Raw genomic sequence first — 15,631 nt, forward strand, 5'->3', positions numbered from 1 at the left:
TGCGCGGAAGGAAGGTCAAAGAGTGCGGGTCAGTCCTGGCCGCCGTCATCATCCTTGCCGCCGCGCATGGACTCGTAGATCTCCTTGCACAGCGGGCACACGGGGAAGCGCTGCGGGTCCCGGCCCGGCGTCCACACCTTACCGCACAGGGCGATCACGGGTTCGCCGGTCATCGCCGACTCCATGATCTTCTCCTTGCGCACGTAGTGGGCGAAGCGCTCGTGGTCCCCGGGCTCGATGAGCTGGCGCTGCTCCTCCCGCTCGATGGTCGCGGCCCCGCCGGTGCGGGTGCCCTCCAGGGGCTCGGCGGTGTCCAGGATCTCCGGGGCGGTGCGCAGGGTGCTGGTGCTGATCATGCCCAGCATTCTACGCGCCCCGCCTCGCTCGACGGCAGCCGCCCGGTCAGCGGAACACGGAGACCTGCGCCAGCAGCTCCGGGGCCCGGGCGTCGTAGCGGCGCGCCCCCAGGCGCACCCCCAGGCCGAGCACCGCCAGGCCCAGTCCGATCCCGACCGCCAGGGCCACCCAGCCCAGCCATCCCAGCCCCGGGACCAGGCTGACCAGGTACAGGATGATCGCGGGCAGGTTCAGCGCGAGGCAGACCAGGGCCGCCAGGAGCATCCCCATCTTGGCCCCGGAGCCGGCCCCGCCGCCGGCCCGCTTGAACGGGGAAGCCCCCGGCGGCGGCACCGGAGCGGCCCACAGCGCCGAGGCCACCGCCCCGACGCCGGTGCCGATCAGGCAGAACCCGAGGCTGACCCCGAGGTTGGCCGGCACCTGCTCGGGGAAGCCCGCCAGCACGGTGCACGCCGCGGAGACCACCAGCGTCGCCGGCAGGTACACCCCGAGAACCCCCAGGGCCCGGCCCCAGCGATCCTGGCGCCCGGTCAGCGGGGCGAGCAGGTGCAGACTGAACGCGGAGTTGTCGTAGGCGGTCAGATAGCAGGCGATCGTGCAGGCCGTGAGCCCAGCGAAGGGTCCGGCCATCAGGGCCTGGGCGCCGTCCTGCAGCGCGGACAGCCCGGTGAACAGCACCGCGATGCCCAGCACCCCCAGGAGGCTGAAGGACATGCGGGGATCGCGCAGCAGATCCAGGCCCGTGCGCACGGCCACCGCGCTCACCGGGCCGCGGGCAAGGGCCAGGCCCGTGCCCGGCGCGGCGTCGTCCGCCCGGCGGGTGCGCCCCCGCTGCGCACGACCCGACGAGCCCGCACTCACGGTGAGCAGCTCCCCGCGCAGCAGCGCGCTCAGCAGCCACAGGCCGATCCCGATGCCCAGCACCGGCAGGCCCAGGCGCACCGGGAGCAGCGTCGGGGTGCCCGCGGCGTCGGCGACGGCGAGGTACCCCGCGGACCAGGGGATCCAGCCGGCGATGCCGGCCGCGGCCTGCCGGGCACTCGGCCGCAGCAGGATCAGGCTCAGCAGACCGAACAGCAGACCGGAGAACATCAGCAGCACGTAGCCCAGGGCGGACAGCACCGTGGTCAGCCCCCGACGCCGGCGCAGTCGGCGCCCGCAGGCCGCCGCGATGCGCGCCCACACCACGAAGCAGACGAAGCCGAGGACCCCGGCCACCAGGGACAGCAGCGCCTGCCCGGGCCCGTGGGCGGACAGCACCGGGGTGAGCATGCCCAGCAGGCTCAGCGGACCCAGCACCCCCACGAGGCTCGAGGCCACCTGCGCCAGCACGATGTCGCGCAGCCGCAGCGGATAGGGGCTGAGCAACTCGGGGTCCAGGGTCTGGTCCTCGCTGGCCACCACCACCGGCACCAGGACCCAGACCAGGCCCAGCAGGGCACCCAGGCACGCGGCGATCTGCGCGGCGACCAGCGGACCCGCCTCCCGCAGGGCCAGGAACCCCGCGGCCGCGGCGAGCACCGCGCACCCGGCGATCACGAGGGAGACCACGGTTCCGGCCACGACCCAGCCGCTGCGGCGGAAGGAGGCGCGGAACAGGGCCCCCTTCAGGCTCAGGAGCCGCCCAACCATGAGATCCCCTCCGTCTGCGCGCGCCCGCCGACCAGCTCCACGAAGGTCTCCTCCTGGGAGCGCTCCCCGCGCACCTGATCCACGGTTCCGGCCGCCAGGATCCGCCCCTCGCCCATGATCGCGACGTGGTCGCATAGTCGCTGCACCAGGTCCATCACGTGGCTGGAGATCACCACGGTGCCGCCGCGCCGGACGAAGCCGGTGAGGATGTCCCGGATGTTGGCCGCCGAGACCGGGTCCACGGCCTCGAAGGGCTCATCCAGGACCAGCACCGAGGGGGCGTGCACCAGCGCCGAGGCCAGCGCGACCTACTTGCGCATCCCCGCGGAGTAGTCCGCGACGGTGCGATCGGCGGCGTCGTGCAGGTCCAGGGCCACCAGCAGCTCCTGGGCCCGCTCGGCCACCAGGTCCCGGTCCAGGCCGTGCAGCAGCCCCGCGTAGGAGATCAGCTGGCGACCGCTGAGCCGGTCGAACAGGTGCACCCCGTCGGGCAGCACCCCCAGGGTGGCCTTGGCCCGCAGGGGCTCGGCCCACACGTCGGTGCCGCGCACCAGGGCGGTGCCGCCGTCCGGGCGCAGCAGGCCGGTGGCCATGGACAGGGTCGTGGTCTTCCCGGCGCCGTTGCGTCCGACGAGGCCGTACATGGATCCGGCCGGGATCTGCAGATCCACGCCGTGCACCACCTCGACGCCGTCGTAGACCTTGCGCAGGCCCCGCAGGGACAGGGCCGGGGCCGACGCCGCAGCGGCGGGGTCGGGGATGCCGGCGGCGGGCCCTGGAACCTCGGGTCCGGGGATGGGGGGCTCGGGGTTCATCGGTCGGGACCTCCTCTAGAACAGCGCCCGCATCAGGGCGGCCCGGGCGGAGACCACGCGCGGGTCCTCCGCTCCGACGACGTCGAACAGCTCCAGCATCCGCTCGCGCACGCGGGACTTCTCCTCGGGGGACGCGGCGGTGAACAGCTTCAGCAGCCGGGCGAAGGCATCCTCGACGTGCCCGCCGGCCACGTCCAGGTCCGCCACGGCCAGCTGCGCGTCCACCTCCTGCGGAGCTTCGGCGGCCCGCTGACGCACGGCCTGGGCATCGGCGACGGCCACACGGGCCAGCAGCCCCACCCGGGCCAGGCCGAGCTTGGCCTCCCGATCCCCCGGCTGCTCGCTCAGCGCCTGCTCGTAGGCGGCCCGGGCGCCGTCGTAGTCCTGTTCGGCCAGGGCATCCTGGGCCTTCTGGTGCAGCGGCGGCAGCGGCTTCTCGGCCGGGGCGCCCTTGGTGCCCACCGGTTCGAAGGAGCCGGTCAGCTGCGCCTGCTGGGCCAGCTGCAGGACCTGGCCCAGCACGGACTGCATCTGCTCCGGGGAGACGGGCTGGTCGAACAGCGGCGCCGGGCGTCCGCCGAGCATCGCGATCGCGGTCAGGGAGGTGGCCGCCTGCAGCGCCTGGGCGATCTCCGGGGACTGCTCGATGTCCGCGGCGGCCAGCAGCAGCCGTCCCTGCGCGGAGTCGATGAGCTGCTCCAGCTGCTCCACGTTGCGCACCGCCGCGGCGTCCGAGCCGCGGTACAGGGCGAAGATCACGGGGCCCTGCCCGGACAGCTGGGCGTACTGCTGGAACTGCTCGCCCGTGGTGATCTCCGCGCGGTAGCTCGGCTGGCCCTGCCCCTGCTCGGGGGCGGCGGCGCCGTCCTGGGTCCGCTGGGCCAGGTCCGGGGCGCGGCGGGCCGAGGCCGGGACCTGCGGTTCCTCGGCAGCGGCCGGTGTCCCGGGGCCGGAGGCCGCGGGGTGCGGCTCGGGGATGGTGGTCATCGAGGTGTCCTCTCTGCAGCGGGGGTGTCCCGCGGGGCACCGCGCTCGAACGGCCACGGCGCGCCCCGATCGGGATCCGGTGATCGGCGTTGCCGCCTCCAGTATGCCCACACCGGCGTCGGGCCGCCCGTCTCCCGGCCCCGTCCGTTCTCGGATCGCGCAATCGGCCGGGTTCGGCGCGGGTAGTCTCGAAGGATCACCGCCGTGCCGTCCGAAGAGGAGACGATCCGTGCCCGGTACCCCGCGTCCCGAGTCCCCGCGCCTGCGCCGCATCCTGGACCGGCTCCGCCTGGCCCACCGCTTCCAGGACCCCGGGCACGCCGAGTTCCCCGCCATCCCCGGGGCCAAGCCCCGCCCGCGCTTCGACATCCCGGAGGATCCCCGACCGGAAGCCCAGGCCCGCACCGACTCCGCGGCCCACCTGGACGAGGGGGTCCTGGGTGCCGCCGCGGCCCGCGACCGGCCCGCGGCCGACCCCGGCGCCGCTCCTTGGGCCACCGCGGGATCGACCCCGGAGCCTTCCGAGCCCGGCTTGTTCGCCCGCCCCGTGTACGCCGGATTCATGGCCACCGTGGGCGTCGGGATCGCCCTGCTGTGCTGGTACGTCGCGGTCAACGTCGGGGCGTTAGGCGGCTGGATCACCGGGGCCATGTTCATCGCCCTGGGCCTGGATCCGGCCGTGCGGGCCCTGGAGAAGCGGGGCCTGCCCCGCGGCGTCGGGGTCGCCGGGGTCCTCGTCGTGCTGGCGGGGCTGGTGGCCCTGCTGGCCACCGTCATCATCCCCGCGATCGCCGGGCAGGCGGTCTCCTTCGTCCAGTCCTTCCCGCAGAGCTTCCAGCGCTTCCTGGACTCGGACTTCGTGACCACCGTGGACCGGCAGTGGGGGGTGCGCGGGCGCGTGGAGGCCGAGGCGGAGCACATCGTGGACTCCGTGCTCAACGACCGCAACATCATCGGCGGCTTCCTCAACAGCCTGGTCAACGCCGGCTCCACGATCGCCCAGGTGATCACCGGGACGCTGGTCGTGCTCTTCCTGGCCCTGTACTTCCTCGCCTCCCTGCCGGTGATCAAGGCGTGGTTCGTGCGCCTGGCCCCGGCTTCCAAACGCGAGCGGGTGGGCGAGCTGACCGAGCGGATCACCACCTCGGTGGGCAACTACGTGCTGGGGCAGGCCTGCGTGGCGATCCTCAACGCGAGCTTCGCCCTGGTGCTCATGCTGATCCTGGGCCTGCCCTTCCCGATGCTCAACGCCTTCGTGGTCCTGCTGCTGGCCTTCGTGCCCCTGGTCGGCGGGGTGAGCGCCGGGATCCTGATGAGCGTCATCGCGCTGATGCAGGGCTGGCAGACGGCCCTGGTCTACGCCATCTGCTACTTCGCCTACCTGCAGGTGGAGGCGTACTTCATCTCCCCGCGCATCATGAAGCGGGCCGTGGCCGTGCCCGCGGCGGTCGCGGTGATCGCCGTCGCCGGGGGCGGGGCCCTGTGGGGAGTGCTCGGGGCGATCATCGCGATCCCCGTGGCCGCCTCGGGCCTGCTGCTGGTCCGGGAGGTCTTCGTCCCGCGCCAGGACGCCCGGTAGCCGCCGACGACCGCCTCAGCGGGTCTCCCAGCAGCGCAGGTGCCAGTGCCGGCGCTCCTCGATGCCCCGCTCGTCGCCGAACAGGTGGTCCGTGCGCCACACCACGCAGTGCGCCGTGCCCGGCGCGATGGGTCGGGTGCAGCCCGGGCAGGTGTAGGTCTTGCGCGCATTGACCGCCGGGATGACGCGCACCGCCCAGGAGCCGAACCGATCCCGCTCCACCCGCGGGGCCGGCTCCAGGACCCGGGAGATGTCCCCGCCGCCCGGGGCGCTGCGCTGCCACTTGCTGGGTCCGGCCTTGCCGTGGCCCAGCTGGCGACGGGGGCGGGAGGAACGCGAGCGGGACATGGCCTCCATGGTGGCACATCCCCGAAGCCCCGCGCGCTTGTACAGTGGGAGACCGTGCGACTCGTCATTGCTGAATGCTCCGTGGACTACATCGGCCGACTCAGAGCCCACCTGCCGCTGGCCCGGCGCCTGATCATGGTCAAGGCCGACGGCTCGGTGCTCATCCACTCCGACGGCGGCTCCTACAAACCCCTGAACTGGATGTCCCCGCCGGCCGCGGTGCACGTGCAGCACGCCGACGAGCACGAGTTCGACGACGATGCCGCGGAGGTCTGGACGGTCCAGGCCGCCAAGTCCGATGATCGCCTCATCATCCGGATCTACGCCAAGGAGCACGAGTCCTCCCACGAGCTCGGGGTGGATCCCGGCCTGGTCAAAGACGGCGTGGAGGCGGACCTGCAGCGGCTGCTGGCCGAGCAGATCGACGTCTTGGGCCCCGGCTACGCGCTGATCCGCCGGGAATACCCCACGGCGATCGGGCCCGTGGACATCCTCGCCCGGGACGGCGCCGGGCACACCGTGGCCGTGGAGCTCAAGCGGCGCGGGGACATCGACGGCGTCGAGCAGCTGAGCCGCTACCTCGAGCTGCTCAACCGCGATCCCCTGCTGGCCCCGGTGCGCGGGATCTACGCCGCCCAGCTGATCAAACCGCAGGCACGCACCCTGGCCGAGGACCGCGGCATCGGCTGCGTGACCCTGGACTACGACGCCCTGCGCGGGGTGGACGACGCCGAATCCCGGCTGTTCTGACCCGGCCTGTCCGCGCACCACACCGGCCGCCCGACCTCGTCCGCGCTGTCCCGGCCGGCCCATCCTCGAAGCGCTTCACCCCTCCCCGCGGCACGCATGAGGGCCCGGCGCCACCCCCCTTCCGGGGGTGGCGCCGGGCCCTCTGAGCAGGGTCGGAACCGGGGCGGTGGCCCGGGCTCAGGCCGCGGAGCGCTCCTTCTCGGCGTCGGAGGAGGACTTCGCGGCGATGACCACGCGGTTCTGCGCGACCGTCAGGAAGCCCTCCTGCAGCCGGGAGGTGTGCCGCTGCCCGTCGACCGGGTCGATGACCAGCTCGCCGTCCTCGGCCAGCAGCGCCATCGTGGCCACGTGCCCGGGCAGGATGCCCAGCTGGCCATCGGCGGTGCGGGCCCGCACGTACTTCGCATCCCCGCGCCACACGACGGTCTCGCGGGTGACGACCTCGACGTTGAGCACTGCCATGGCTACTTGCTCCCGCCCTCGGCCTTGAGCTCGGCCCACTTCTTCTCGACGTCGTCCAGGCCGCCGACGTTGTAGAAGGCCTGCTCCGGCACGTGGTCCAGGTCGCCGTCGCAGATCGCGGTGAAACCCTCGATGGTGTCCTTGATGGACACGGTCGAGCCCTCCACGCCGGTGAACTGCTTGGCGGTGTAGGTGTTCTGGGACAGGAACTGCTCGATGCGCCGGGCCCGGGAGACCGTGACCTTCTGCTCCTCGGACAGCTCGTCCACGCCGAGGATCGCGATGATGTCCTGCAGGTCCTTGTTCTCCTGCAGGATCGACTTCACGCGCACCGCGGTGTCGTAGTGCTCCTGGCCGATGTACTGCGGGTCCAGGATGCGCGAGGTCGAGGACAGCGGATCCACGGCCGGGTACAGACCGCGCGAGGCGATGTCACGGGACAGCTCGGTGGTGGCGTCCAGGTGCGCGAAGGTCGTGGCCGGGGCCGGGTCGGTGTAGTCATCCGCCGGCACGTAGATCGCCTGCATCGAGGTGATGGAGTGCCCGCGGGTGGAGGTGATGCGCTCCTGCAGCAGACCCATCTCATCGGCCAGGTTCGGCTGGTAGCCCACCGCGGAGGGCATCCGGCCCAGCAGGGTGGAGACCTCGGAGCCGGCCTGGGTGAACCGGAAGATGTTGTCGATGAACAGCAGCACGTCCTGGTTCTGCACATCGCGGAAGTACTCCGCCATGGTCAGACCGGTCAGGGCCACGCGCAGACGGGTTCCCGGGGGCTCGTCCATCTGGCCGAACACCAGGGCGGTGTCCTTGAGCACCCCCGCCTCGGCCATCTCGACCCAGAGGTCGTTGCCCTCGCGGGTGCGCTCCCCGACGCCGGCGAACACCGAGGTGCCGCCGAAGTTGCGGGCCACGCGGGTGATCATCTCCTGGATGAGCACGGTCTTGCCCACGCCCGCGCCGCCGAACAGGCCGATCTTGCCGCCGGAGATGTACGGGGTCAGCAGGTCCAGGACCTTGATGCCGGTCTCCAGCATCTGGGTGGAGCCCTCGAGCTGGGCGAAGTTGGGGGCCTTGCGGTGGATCGGCCAGTGGTCCTCGGCCTTGATCTCGTCGTTGTCCACATCCAGGGCGTCGCCCAGGACGTTGAAGATGTGGCCCTTGACCGCATCGCCCACGGGCACGGAGATCGCGGCCCCGGTGTCCTGGACCGGGGTGCCGCGGACCAGGCCGTCGGTCTGCTGCAGGGAGATGGCCCGGACGAGGTTGTCGCCCAGGTGCAAGGCGACCTCGAAGGTCACCGTGCGGGTCTTCCCGCCGATGGTCAGCTCGGCGGTCAGGGCGTTGTAGATGTCCGGGATCTGGTTGGCGGGGAACTCGACGTCGACGACGGGCCCGATGACTCGGGCGACGCGACCGACGCCGCCCTGGGTCGATCCGCTGACCGACTCGGTGATGGTGGCAGTCATGTGATCACTTACCTCTTGGAACGTGCTGGGACGAAAAAACGGTGGTTAGGACGCGAGGGAATCCGCGCCGGCGACGATCTCGGACAGCTCCTGGGTGATCTCCGCCTGGCGGGCGTTGTTCATCAGGCGCGTGTACTTCTTGACCAGCTCGTCGGCGTTGTCCCCGGCGGACTTCATGGCCCGCTGGCGCGAGGCCAGCTCGGAGGCGGCGGCCTCCAGGAGGCAGGAGAAGATCCGGGTGGCGATGTAGCGGGGCAACAGGGCGTCCAGGACCTCCTGGGCGCTGGGCTCGAAGTCGAAGCTGGGGGTCTGGGAGAAGTCCGCGTCGGCGGCGTCGGCGCCGGGCAGGATCTCCTCGCCCAGCTCCTGGGCGTCGACGACCTTCAGCGGAAGCAGCCGCAGGATGCGGGCCTGCTGGGAGACCATGGACTCGAACTCGGTGTAGACGATGTGCAGGTCGTCCACCCCGCCCTCGGCCGAGTCGGCGTCGAAGCGCTCCAGGAGCGCGTCGCGGATCTGCACGGCGGTCTCCACGTCCGGGTTGTCGGTGTTGCCCGACCACACCTTCTCGTAGGGCCGCTCGCGGAAGTCGAAGTACTGCTTGGCCTTGCGACCCACGAGGTACAGCTCCACCTCGCGCCCATCCCGACGCAGCCGCTCGATCAGGCCCTCCGCCTTCTTCAGCACGTTGACGGAGTAGGACCCGGCCAGGCCGCGGTCGCTGGTCATGATGACCACGGCCGAGCGGCGCGAGGGCTTGTCGTCGTTGATCAGCGGGTGGCTGATCGAGGTCTGCGAGGCCACCGCGGCGACCGCGCGGGTCAGGGCGTCGGCGTAGGGGCCGGCCTTGTCCGAGCGGGTGCGGGCGCGGTTGATCCGCGAAGTCGCGATCATCTCCATCGCCTTGAAGATCTTCTTCATCGACGACGTCGAGGAGATCTTCTGGCGGTAGACCCTGATCTGGGCTCCCATAGAGCTTCCTTTCAGCCCCGAGGCGGGGCGGGCCGTCCAGCGGCCCGCTCCGCGTCAGGTCTCATCGCTTGACGATCTCTTCCTGGTCCACCTCGGAGCGCTCCACCGGGGCGTGCTCCTCGTGGCCGGGCTGGATCCCGCCCCCGTGGGGGCCCTCGGCTGCGAAGTCGCGCTTGACCTCGGCCACCGCGGACTTCAGCGCCTCCACCGTGGCGTCCTCGAGCTTGCCGCTGGAGGCGATGTCGGTGAGCACGGAGGTGTTCCGACGCAGGTGCTCCAGGAACCGCTGCTCGAACTCCAGGACGTCGGAGACCTCCAGGTCATCCAGGTGGCCGTTGGTGCCAGCCCAGATGGCGGCGACCTGGTCCTCGACGTTGTACGGGGTGTACTGCGGCTGGCGCAGCAGCTCCGTCAGGCGGGCGCCCCGGGTCAGCTGGCGGCGGGAGGCCTCATCCAGGTCCGAGGCGAACATCGCGAAGGCCTGCATGGACCGGTACTGGGCCAGGTCCAGCTTCAGCGTTCCGGAGACCTTCTTCATCGCCTTGATCTGCGCCGCACCGCCCACGCGGGACACGGACACGCCCACGTCCACGGCGGGACGCTGGTTGGCGTTGAACAGGTCCGACTGCAGGAAGATCTGCCCGTCGGTGATGGAGATGACGTTGGTCGGGATGAACGCGGAGACGTCGTTGGCCTTGGTCTCGATGATCGGCAGGCCGGTCATCGAGCCCGCGCCGAGCTCGTCGGAGAGCTTGGCGCAGCGCTCCAGCAGGCGGGAGTGCAGGTAGAACACATCGCCCGGGTACGCCTCGCGTCCCGGCGGACGGCGCAGCAGCAGGGACACGGCGCGGTAGGCCTCGGCCTGCTTGGACAGGTCGTCGAAGATGATCAGGACGTGCTTGCCGCCGTACATCCAGTGCTGCCCGATCGCGGACCCGGCGTAGGGGGCCAGGTACTTGAAGCCCGCGGCGTCGGAGGCCGGGGAGGCCACGATCGTGGTGTACTCCAGGGCGCCGTTGTCCTCCAGGGTCTGGCGCACCGAGGCGATCGTGGAGGCCTTCTGACCCACGGCCACGTAGATGCAGCGCACCTGCTTCTCCGGGTCCCCGGTCTCCCAGTTCTCCTTCTGGTTCAGGATCGTGTCGATCCCGATGGCGGTCTTGCCGGTCTGGCGGTCGCCGATGATCAGCTGGCGCTGGCCGCGCCCGATCGGGATCATCGCGTCGATGGCCTTCAGCCCGGTCTGCAGCGGCTCATGCACCGACTTGCGCTGGGTCACGCCCGGGGCCTGCAGCTCCAGGGCGCGGCGGCCCTCGGACTCGATGGGCCCGAGGTCGTCGATCGGGTGGCCCAGGGGGTCCACCACGCGGCCGAGGAAGGCGTCGCCGACCGGCACGGAGAGGACTTCCCCGGTGCGGTGCACCTCCTGGCCCTCCTCGACGCCGGTGAAGTCGCCCAGCACGATCGCGCCGATGTCGCGGGTGTCCAGGTTCTGCGCCAGGCCGAGGGTGCCGTCCTCGAAGCGCAGCAGCTCGTTGGCCATGACGGAGGGAAGCCCCTCCACTCGGGCGATGCCGTCGCCCGCGCTGGTCACGCGCCCGACCTCGACCCGGTCGGTCTCACCGGGCTCGTAGGACGCCGCGAATTCGTTCAGCGCGCTGCGGACATCATCGGCATTGATGGTCAGATCCGCCATCTCGTGTCCCTGCTCTCCTGTAGTCGTGGATCGATCCGCCGCGGCGGAGGATCCGTGTGGTCTGTCGGGTGGGGGCCGGTGCGGCCCGCCTCAGCGGCGGGTCCGCGGGCCTCCCGTGTCGGAAGGTGGTCGATGCGTCAGGACGCGGTCACGGTGCGATCCAGGTCCGCCAGCCGAGCCGTCATCGACCCGTCGATGACCTCGTCCCCGACCTGGACCTTGAGTCCGCCCAGGATCTGCGGGTCCACGACGACGTCGAGGGTCAGCTCCCGGCCGTAGACCCGAGACAGGGCCCGGGCCAGGCGCTGGCGCCGCGACTCATCCAGGGGGTGGCTAACGGTGACCTTGGCGATGGAGCGGCGCATCAGATGCACGAGGGCATCGGCGAAGCGCTGGGCCACCGCGTCCGGGGCCTGCCCGCGCGGGTGAGCCGCGGCCTGGTCGATCAGCAGCCGCGCCTCCTCCGAGCGCACCGGGCAGATCCGCTCGGCCAGGCGGCGTCGAGCCTCCTCGCCCGCGCGGGCATCCGTCAGCGCGGACTGGATCCGCGGATCCTCCTGCACGACGGCGACGAAGCGCAGCAGATCCTCGACGACCTCGGTGACGGCCTCCTGACCACCGCGGCGCGCGGCCACGGCGGCCGCGGCGACGGCCCCTAGGTGCTCGAGCGCATCGGCGAGATCGCGTTCGGCGCTCCAGCGCAGCCGGGCGGCGTAGGCCACCAGCTCGCGCACCACCGGGTAGACCCTGCCCTCCAGGACGGTCGCGGCGATGCCGCGGCGCTGCTCGGGCTGACGCGAGGGATCCGTCATACCCCGGCGCAGGGCTCCGTCGGCGTCCAGGACGCCGACCACGGAGAACAGCTCCTCCGCCGTCGTGGTGCTGGCATCCGCGGCCCAGCGCTGGTCGAAGGCCTCGACCAGATCCCGCAGGGACTGCCCCGATGCGCCGGCCATCAGCGGCTCACTCCCGCGTTGCGCTGCTGAGAGGCCTCCAGATCAGCCAGGAAGCGGTCGACCACCCGGTTGGAGCGGGCGTCGTCCTCGAGGGACTCCCCGACGATCTTGCCCGCAAGATCCGTGGCCAGGCTGCCGACCTCGGTGCGCAGGGAGACCATGGCGGCCGAGCGCTCGGCCTCGATGGTCCGCTGCGCGCTCTCGGTGATGCGCGCGGCCTCGGCGTTGGCGCGCTCCTTGAACTCGGCGAGGATCTTCTCGCCCTCCTCGCGGGCGTCCTCGCGGATCTTCTGGGCCTCCAGGCGCGCGGACTCCAGCTGCTGGCTGTACTCCTCGCGGGCGGCGGCCGCCTCGGCCTGGGCCTTCTCGGCCTTCTTCAGACCGCCCTCGATGGCCTCGGTGCGGTCCTGGTAGATCTTCTCGAAGGCCGGGACGATGTACTTCCAGACGATGTACAGCAGGATGAAGAACCCGAGCAGCGCGACGACGATCTCCCAGACGTCCGGGAGGAGGATGTTGTTGCCCTCCTCCGCGGCCATGAGATCAGACATGTGGGTGTCTCCTGTTCTTAGACGGTTCGGCTCTGAAGCGCAGCCGGAGGGCTACTTGATCAGGGCCAGAACGAAGCCCAGGATGGCCAGGGCCTCGACCACGGCGAAGCCGAGGAACAGCATGGGCTGCAGCACGCGCTGGGACTCCGGCTGGCGAGCCACGGAGGTCATGTACGCGGCGAAGATCAGGCCGACGCCGATGCCGCCGCCGATCGCTGCCAGACCGAAGCCGATGACGCTGAGCGAACCTACCATGGGATGTTTCCTTTCATCGTGCCCGGGAACGGGTGCCGGGCGCTGGTGCCGCAAGCGGCGGGTACGTAGGGGCGGGAAGACCGGATCCGCTCCGGCGGATTCCCGCAGACCGGCGCGCGAAGCGCCGGAAGTCTTAGTGGGCCTCGGCCACGGAGCCCTGGATGTACACGGCGAACAGCAGGGTGAAGACGTAGGCCTGGATCACCTGGATCATCAGCTCCAGGAAGTACAGGAACAGCCCGAACACCGCCGCGAAGGGGGCCGTCAGCCAGCCGCCGACCCCGCCCTCGGTGAGCAGGAAGCCCAGCATGTACGCGGCGATCATCAGCGCCAGGTGCCCGGCGAACATCGTTGCGAACAGACGCAGGGAGTGGGTCATCGGCCGGATGATCAGGTTGGAGAGGAACTCCAGCGGGATCAGGATGATGTAGAAGGGCCACGGCACGCCGGAGGGCATGGTCATGGACTTGAAGAACCCGCCCAGGCCCTTGTTCCTGATGCCCACGGCCACCCAGAAGATGTAGGCGAAGCCGGCCATCGCGTAGGCCGCGCCGATGTGGGAGAAGGCCGGCAGCTGGATGAAGGGGATCGAGCCCCAGAGGTTGTTCACCAGGATGAAGAAGAAGGAGGTGAACAGCACCGGCACGAAGGGCTTGAACTGGTGGGCCCCGATCAGGTCCCGGCCGAGGGAGTTGCGCACGAAGCCATAGCCGGCCTCCCCCACGAACTGCATCCGCCCCGGGACCATCGCGTGCTTGCGGGCCGCGGCCAGGAAGAACGCGGCGACGACGACGACCGAGAGGAGCACCAGCAGGGTCTGCTTGCCGAAGTCGAAGCTGCCGACGTGGAAGAACGGGGCGAGATGCATGTCCTCGACCGTGGGCGGTTCGAAGGCCGCGAGAACGAGCCCGGTATCCAGCACTGCGGATCCTTTCAGCAGGTACGGCGTGGTGTCAGGGCACGCGACGGCGAGGACCTCGACACTTGATTGATGTTCACCACTGCGGTCACGGCTGGCGCCCGGGGGCGTCGTCGTCCGTGGGCCGCATGTGCAGGTAGACCAGGTAGATGCCGGCGCAGGCTCCCACGCCGACGCCGAGCCACACGATCCAACGCGTGCCCAGCAGGTGGTCCGCTCCCCAGCCTACCAAACTCCAGAACCCGGTGCCGATCACCAGGTAGATCAGCGTCATGAAGGCCCCGGCGATCCCGCCCTGGCGCACCAGGTCCCCGGCGCTGCGCAGATCCTCCGAGCTGCGCGGCACCAGCGGCGGCTCCTGCGGCTCCGACTGCGATGCGTTCCTCATGCTCGACCCTCCCGTTCCGGATCACCACGATATCCCCGAGGGGTGCCCGCCGGTGCGAAGTACGGGATCCGCAGCCGCCGCACAGCAATCACCTCGGCCGCCAGCATCAGCACCACCCCGAGCACCGCACCGGCCAGGAACCAGCCGCGGGATCCCTCCTGCGGCCACGGGACGACCAGCAGCAGCGCCCCGGCCAGCAGGACCTTGACGGGGTAGGCGATCAGCAGGGCGGCCGCGGCCCGACTGCGCTGCTCGCCCACCAGCCGCACCAGCGCCCAGCTCGCGGCGACGGCCAGCAGCACGATTCCCCCGCCCGCGAGGGCGGAGACCGCGGCCTCGCTGCCGCCGAGCAGCAGCCCCGCCGCGGCCAGGACCAGGCTGCCCGCGGCGACGTCGCCCAGGGCCGCCAGGGCGGCGTCGGCCAGCGGGGTGCGGCTCTGGCGGGGTGTGCGGTGCCAGATCGGCGCCCTCACGCGGATTCCCCGCGGGCGCGCGCCGGGCGCAGCCTGGTCAGCAGCGTCGGCAGGCTCAGGTACAGCCCCAGGATGGCCACGGCCCCCGCTCCGGTTGCGGCGGCCGCGGGCCGGCTCAGATCCAGGGACCAGATGCTCAGCGCGGACACGGCCGCGGTCGCGGCGGTCACAACCGCCGCCGAGCCCAGGTGGGACAGCCCCAGATCCGTCAGCCGCTGGTAGACGTGCTGCCGGTGGGGGCGATACCACGGCTCCCCGCGGCGGATCCGCCGCAGCAGCGTGGTGCCGGTGTCGGCGAGATAGACCAGCAGCGGGCCCAGCAGGTACTCCACGTAGACCCCAGACAGGAAGGCCCCGACGGCGCAGCAGGCCAGGGAGCCGCCGAGGAAGTAGGAGCCGGTGTCCCCCAGGAAGACCCGCGAGCCCCAGAGGTTCCAGGGCAGGAAGGCCAGGTAGGCCCCGGCGATCGCGCTGGCCGCGACCACCAGCCAGGGGTGGTCCGTGACCCACCCGGCGTAGGCGTAGAAGACCCCCGCGGTCAGCCCGTGCAGACCGGAGATCCCGTTGATCCCATCCATGAAGTTCGCGACGTTGATGTAGCCGGCCACCGCGAGCACCCCCACCGGGATCCACCAGTAGCCGGTGCCCAGCACGAGGGTCAGGCCCAGCGTGACCGCCAGGCCGATCAGCAGCTGGGCGGCCGCCCGGACCCGCACCGAGACCCCGGCGGAGTCCTCCCGCCAGCCCAGCACTCCGCACGCGACCATCCCGGTCAGCACCACGAGCATCACCGAGCGGTCCACCGGCACCAGGCCCAGGACCAGGCCGGCCAGCGCCCCCAGCAGGGCGGCCGCGGCGGTGGCAAGACCCATCCCGCGCAGGGTCGGCACCGCGTGGGAGGAGCGCTCCCCCGGCATGTCCAGCACGCCCAGGCGGCGCAGCAGCGGCAGGACGGCCAGGGGCAGCACGGCCCCCAGCACCAGCCCGAGGCCGCCGGGCAGCAGGATCAGCGATGGCTGCATCGG

17 protein-coding genes and 1 pseudogene are annotated in these 15,631 nt (G+C 71.4%); 2 read left to right on the forward strand and 16 right to left on the reverse strand.

All coding sequences use genetic code 11. The annotated features are described in order from the left end of the window. Positions 1-29 precede the first annotated feature (29 nt). From I6G21_RS00005 to I6G21_RS10540, 4 genes and pseudogenes are all read right to left on the reverse strand, one after another. Complete coding sequence (locus I6G21_RS00005; RefSeq protein ID WP_081046080.1) at positions 30-356, reverse strand: DUF3039 domain-containing protein; 327 nt, start codon at positions 354-356, stop codon at positions 30-32. Positions 357-402: 46 nt separating this feature from the next. Next, on the reverse strand, positions 403-1,989 hold the full coding sequence (locus tag I6G21_RS00010; protein WP_100463028.1) for a hypothetical protein: 1,587 nt from the start codon (positions 1,987-1,989) through the stop codon (positions 403-405). After that, positions 1,971-2,804, reverse strand: a pseudogene (locus I6G21_RS10535) (ABC transporter ATP-binding protein). The gene I6G21_RS00010 and the pseudogene I6G21_RS10535 overlap by 19 nt, the downstream one beginning before the upstream one ends. A gap of 15 nt (positions 2,805-2,819) precedes the next feature. Then, the gene (locus I6G21_RS10540; RefSeq protein ID WP_129357449.1) at positions 2,820-3,791 is read right to left on the reverse strand and encodes a co-chaperone YbbN; all 972 of its coding nucleotides are present in this window, start codon (positions 3,789-3,791) and stop codon (positions 2,820-2,822) included. A 229-nt stretch (positions 3,792-4,020) separates the two neighbouring features. On the opposite strand from I6G21_RS10540, the gene I6G21_RS00020 reads away from it, so the two are divergent. Continuing rightward, positions 4,021-5,370, forward strand: a complete 1,350-nt coding sequence (locus tag I6G21_RS00020) for an AI-2E family transporter (RefSeq protein WP_232238452.1) — start codon at positions 4,021-4,023, stop codon at positions 5,368-5,370. 15 nt (positions 5,371-5,385) lie between these two features. Here I6G21_RS00020 and I6G21_RS00025 read toward each other — a convergent pair whose 3' ends face one another. Beyond that, a complete protein-coding gene (locus I6G21_RS00025; protein ID WP_129357448.1) occupies positions 5,386-5,718 on the reverse strand; it encodes an ATP/GTP-binding protein in 333 nt (110 codons plus the stop codon). 54 nt (positions 5,719-5,772) lie between these two features. On the opposite strand from I6G21_RS00025, the gene nucS reads away from it, so the two are divergent. Continuing rightward, complete coding sequence (gene nucS, locus I6G21_RS00030; RefSeq protein WP_061225011.1) at positions 5,773-6,468, forward strand: endonuclease NucS; 696 nt, start codon at positions 5,773-5,775, stop codon at positions 6,466-6,468. A gap of 177 nt (positions 6,469-6,645) precedes the next feature. Here the strand turns inward: nucS and I6G21_RS00035 are convergent, their stop codons facing one another. From I6G21_RS00035 to I6G21_RS00085, 11 genes are all read right to left on the reverse strand, one after another. Beyond that, a complete protein-coding gene (locus tag I6G21_RS00035) occupies positions 6,646-6,930 on the reverse strand; it encodes a F0F1 ATP synthase subunit epsilon (protein ID WP_129357447.1) in 285 nt (94 codons plus the stop codon). Positions 6,931-6,932: 2 nt separating this feature from the next. Next, positions 6,933-8,396 carry a F0F1 ATP synthase subunit beta gene (atpD, locus tag I6G21_RS00040; protein WP_058730913.1) on the reverse strand — a complete coding sequence of 488 codons (1,464 nt, stop codon included), beginning with the start codon at positions 8,394-8,396 and terminating at the stop codon, positions 6,933-6,935. 45 nt (positions 8,397-8,441) lie between these two features. Next, complete coding sequence (locus tag I6G21_RS00045; protein WP_058730912.1) at positions 8,442-9,368, reverse strand: F0F1 ATP synthase subunit gamma; 927 nt, start codon at positions 9,366-9,368, stop codon at positions 8,442-8,444. 61 nt (positions 9,369-9,429) lie between these two features. Beyond that, on the reverse strand, positions 9,430-11,064 hold the full coding sequence (gene atpA / locus I6G21_RS00050) for a F0F1 ATP synthase subunit alpha (RefSeq protein ID WP_058730911.1): 1,635 nt from the start codon (positions 11,062-11,064) through the stop codon (positions 9,430-9,432). Between the two features lie 137 nt (positions 11,065-11,201). Further along, positions 11,202-12,020: a F0F1 ATP synthase subunit delta gene (locus I6G21_RS00055; RefSeq protein ID WP_129357446.1), complete on the reverse strand. Its 819-nt coding sequence runs from the start codon at positions 12,018-12,020 to the stop codon at positions 11,202-11,204. Beyond that, entirely contained in the window at positions 12,020-12,571 is a 552-nt protein-coding gene (locus tag I6G21_RS00060) for a F0F1 ATP synthase subunit B (protein ID WP_058730909.1), read from the reverse strand. Before I6G21_RS00060 ends, I6G21_RS00055 begins: the two co-directional genes overlap by 1 nt. A 51-nt stretch (positions 12,572-12,622) precedes the next feature. Further along, positions 12,623-12,826, reverse strand: a complete 204-nt coding sequence (gene atpE, locus I6G21_RS00065) for an ATP synthase F0 subunit C (RefSeq protein WP_058730908.1) — start codon at positions 12,824-12,826, stop codon at positions 12,623-12,625. Between the two features lie 133 nt (positions 12,827-12,959). After that, positions 12,960-13,694, reverse strand: coding sequence for a F0F1 ATP synthase subunit A (atpB, locus tag I6G21_RS00070; RefSeq protein ID WP_165590083.1), 735 nt, complete (start codon positions 13,692-13,694; stop codon positions 12,960-12,962). A 139-nt stretch (positions 13,695-13,833) separates the two neighbouring features. Further along, positions 13,834-14,133 (reverse strand): AtpZ/AtpI family protein, encoded by a 300-nt coding sequence (locus I6G21_RS00075; protein ID WP_129357445.1) that lies wholly within the window; start codon positions 14,131-14,133, stop codon positions 13,834-13,836. After that, positions 14,130-14,606, reverse strand: a complete 477-nt coding sequence (locus I6G21_RS00080) for a hypothetical protein (protein ID WP_129357444.1) — start codon at positions 14,604-14,606, stop codon at positions 14,130-14,132. Before I6G21_RS00080 ends, I6G21_RS00075 begins: the two co-directional genes overlap by 4 nt. Then, the gene (locus I6G21_RS00085; protein ID WP_058730928.1) at positions 14,603-15,628 is read right to left on the reverse strand and encodes an MraY family glycosyltransferase; all 1,026 of its coding nucleotides are present in this window, start codon (positions 15,626-15,628) and stop codon (positions 14,603-14,605) included. The genes I6G21_RS00080 and I6G21_RS00085 overlap by 4 nt, the downstream gene beginning before the upstream one ends. Positions 15,629-15,631 lie beyond the last annotated feature (3 nt).

The organism is Rothia kristinae, assembly GCF_016028855.1.
GTDB classification, from domain to species: domain Bacteria; phylum Actinomycetota; class Actinomycetes; order Actinomycetales; family Micrococcaceae; genus Rothia; species Rothia kristinae.

What these genes read in the sequence shown, in the direction of transcription:
- I6G21_RS00005 (WP_081046080.1), bottom strand. Translation starts at nt 356, where the DNA reads ATGATCAGCACCAGCACCCTGCGCACCGCCCCGGAGATCCTGGACACC.
- I6G21_RS00025 (WP_129357448.1), bottom strand. Translation starts at nt 5,718, where the DNA reads ATGTCCCGCTCGCGTTCCTCCCGCCCCCGTCGCCAGCTGGGCCACGGC.
- I6G21_RS00035 (WP_129357447.1), bottom strand. Translation starts at nt 6,930, where the DNA reads ATGGCAGTGCTCAACGTCGAGGTCGTCACCCGCGAGACCGTCGTGTGG.
- I6G21_RS10540 (WP_129357449.1), bottom strand. Translation starts at nt 3,791, where the DNA reads ATGACCACCATCCCCGAGCCGCACCCCGCGGCCTCCGGCCCCGGGACA.
- atpD (WP_058730913.1), bottom strand. Translation starts at nt 8,396, where the DNA reads ATGACTGCCACCATCACCGAGTCGGTCAGCGGATCGACCCAGGGCGGC.
- I6G21_RS00075 (WP_129357445.1), bottom strand. Translation starts at nt 14,133, where the DNA reads ATGAGGAACGCATCGCAGTCGGAGCCGCAGGAGCCGCCGCTGGTGCCG.
- atpE (WP_058730908.1), bottom strand. Translation starts at nt 12,826, where the DNA reads ATGGTAGGTTCGCTCAGCGTCATCGGCTTCGGTCTGGCAGCGATCGGC.
- atpB (WP_165590083.1), bottom strand. Translation starts at nt 13,694, where the DNA reads ATGCATCTCGCCCCGTTCTTCCACGTCGGCAGCTTCGACTTCGGCAAG.
- atpA (WP_058730911.1), bottom strand. Translation starts at nt 11,064, where the DNA reads ATGGCGGATCTGACCATCAATGCCGATGATGTCCGCAGCGCGCTGAAC.
- I6G21_RS00010 (WP_100463028.1), bottom strand. Translation starts at nt 1,989, where the DNA reads ATGGTTGGGCGGCTCCTGAGCCTGAAGGGGGCCCTGTTCCGCGCCTCC.
- I6G21_RS00055 (WP_129357446.1), bottom strand. Translation starts at nt 12,020, where the DNA reads ATGGCCGGCGCATCGGGGCAGTCCCTGCGGGATCTGGTCGAGGCCTTC.
- I6G21_RS00045 (WP_058730912.1), bottom strand. Translation starts at nt 9,368, where the DNA reads ATGGGAGCCCAGATCAGGGTCTACCGCCAGAAGATCTCCTCGACGTCG.
- I6G21_RS00060 (WP_058730909.1), bottom strand. Translation starts at nt 12,571, where the DNA reads ATGTCTGATCTCATGGCCGCGGAGGAGGGCAACAACATCCTCCTCCCG.
- I6G21_RS00085 (WP_058730928.1), bottom strand. Translation starts at nt 15,628, where the DNA reads ATGCAGCCATCGCTGATCCTGCTGCCCGGCGGCCTCGGGCTGGTGCTG.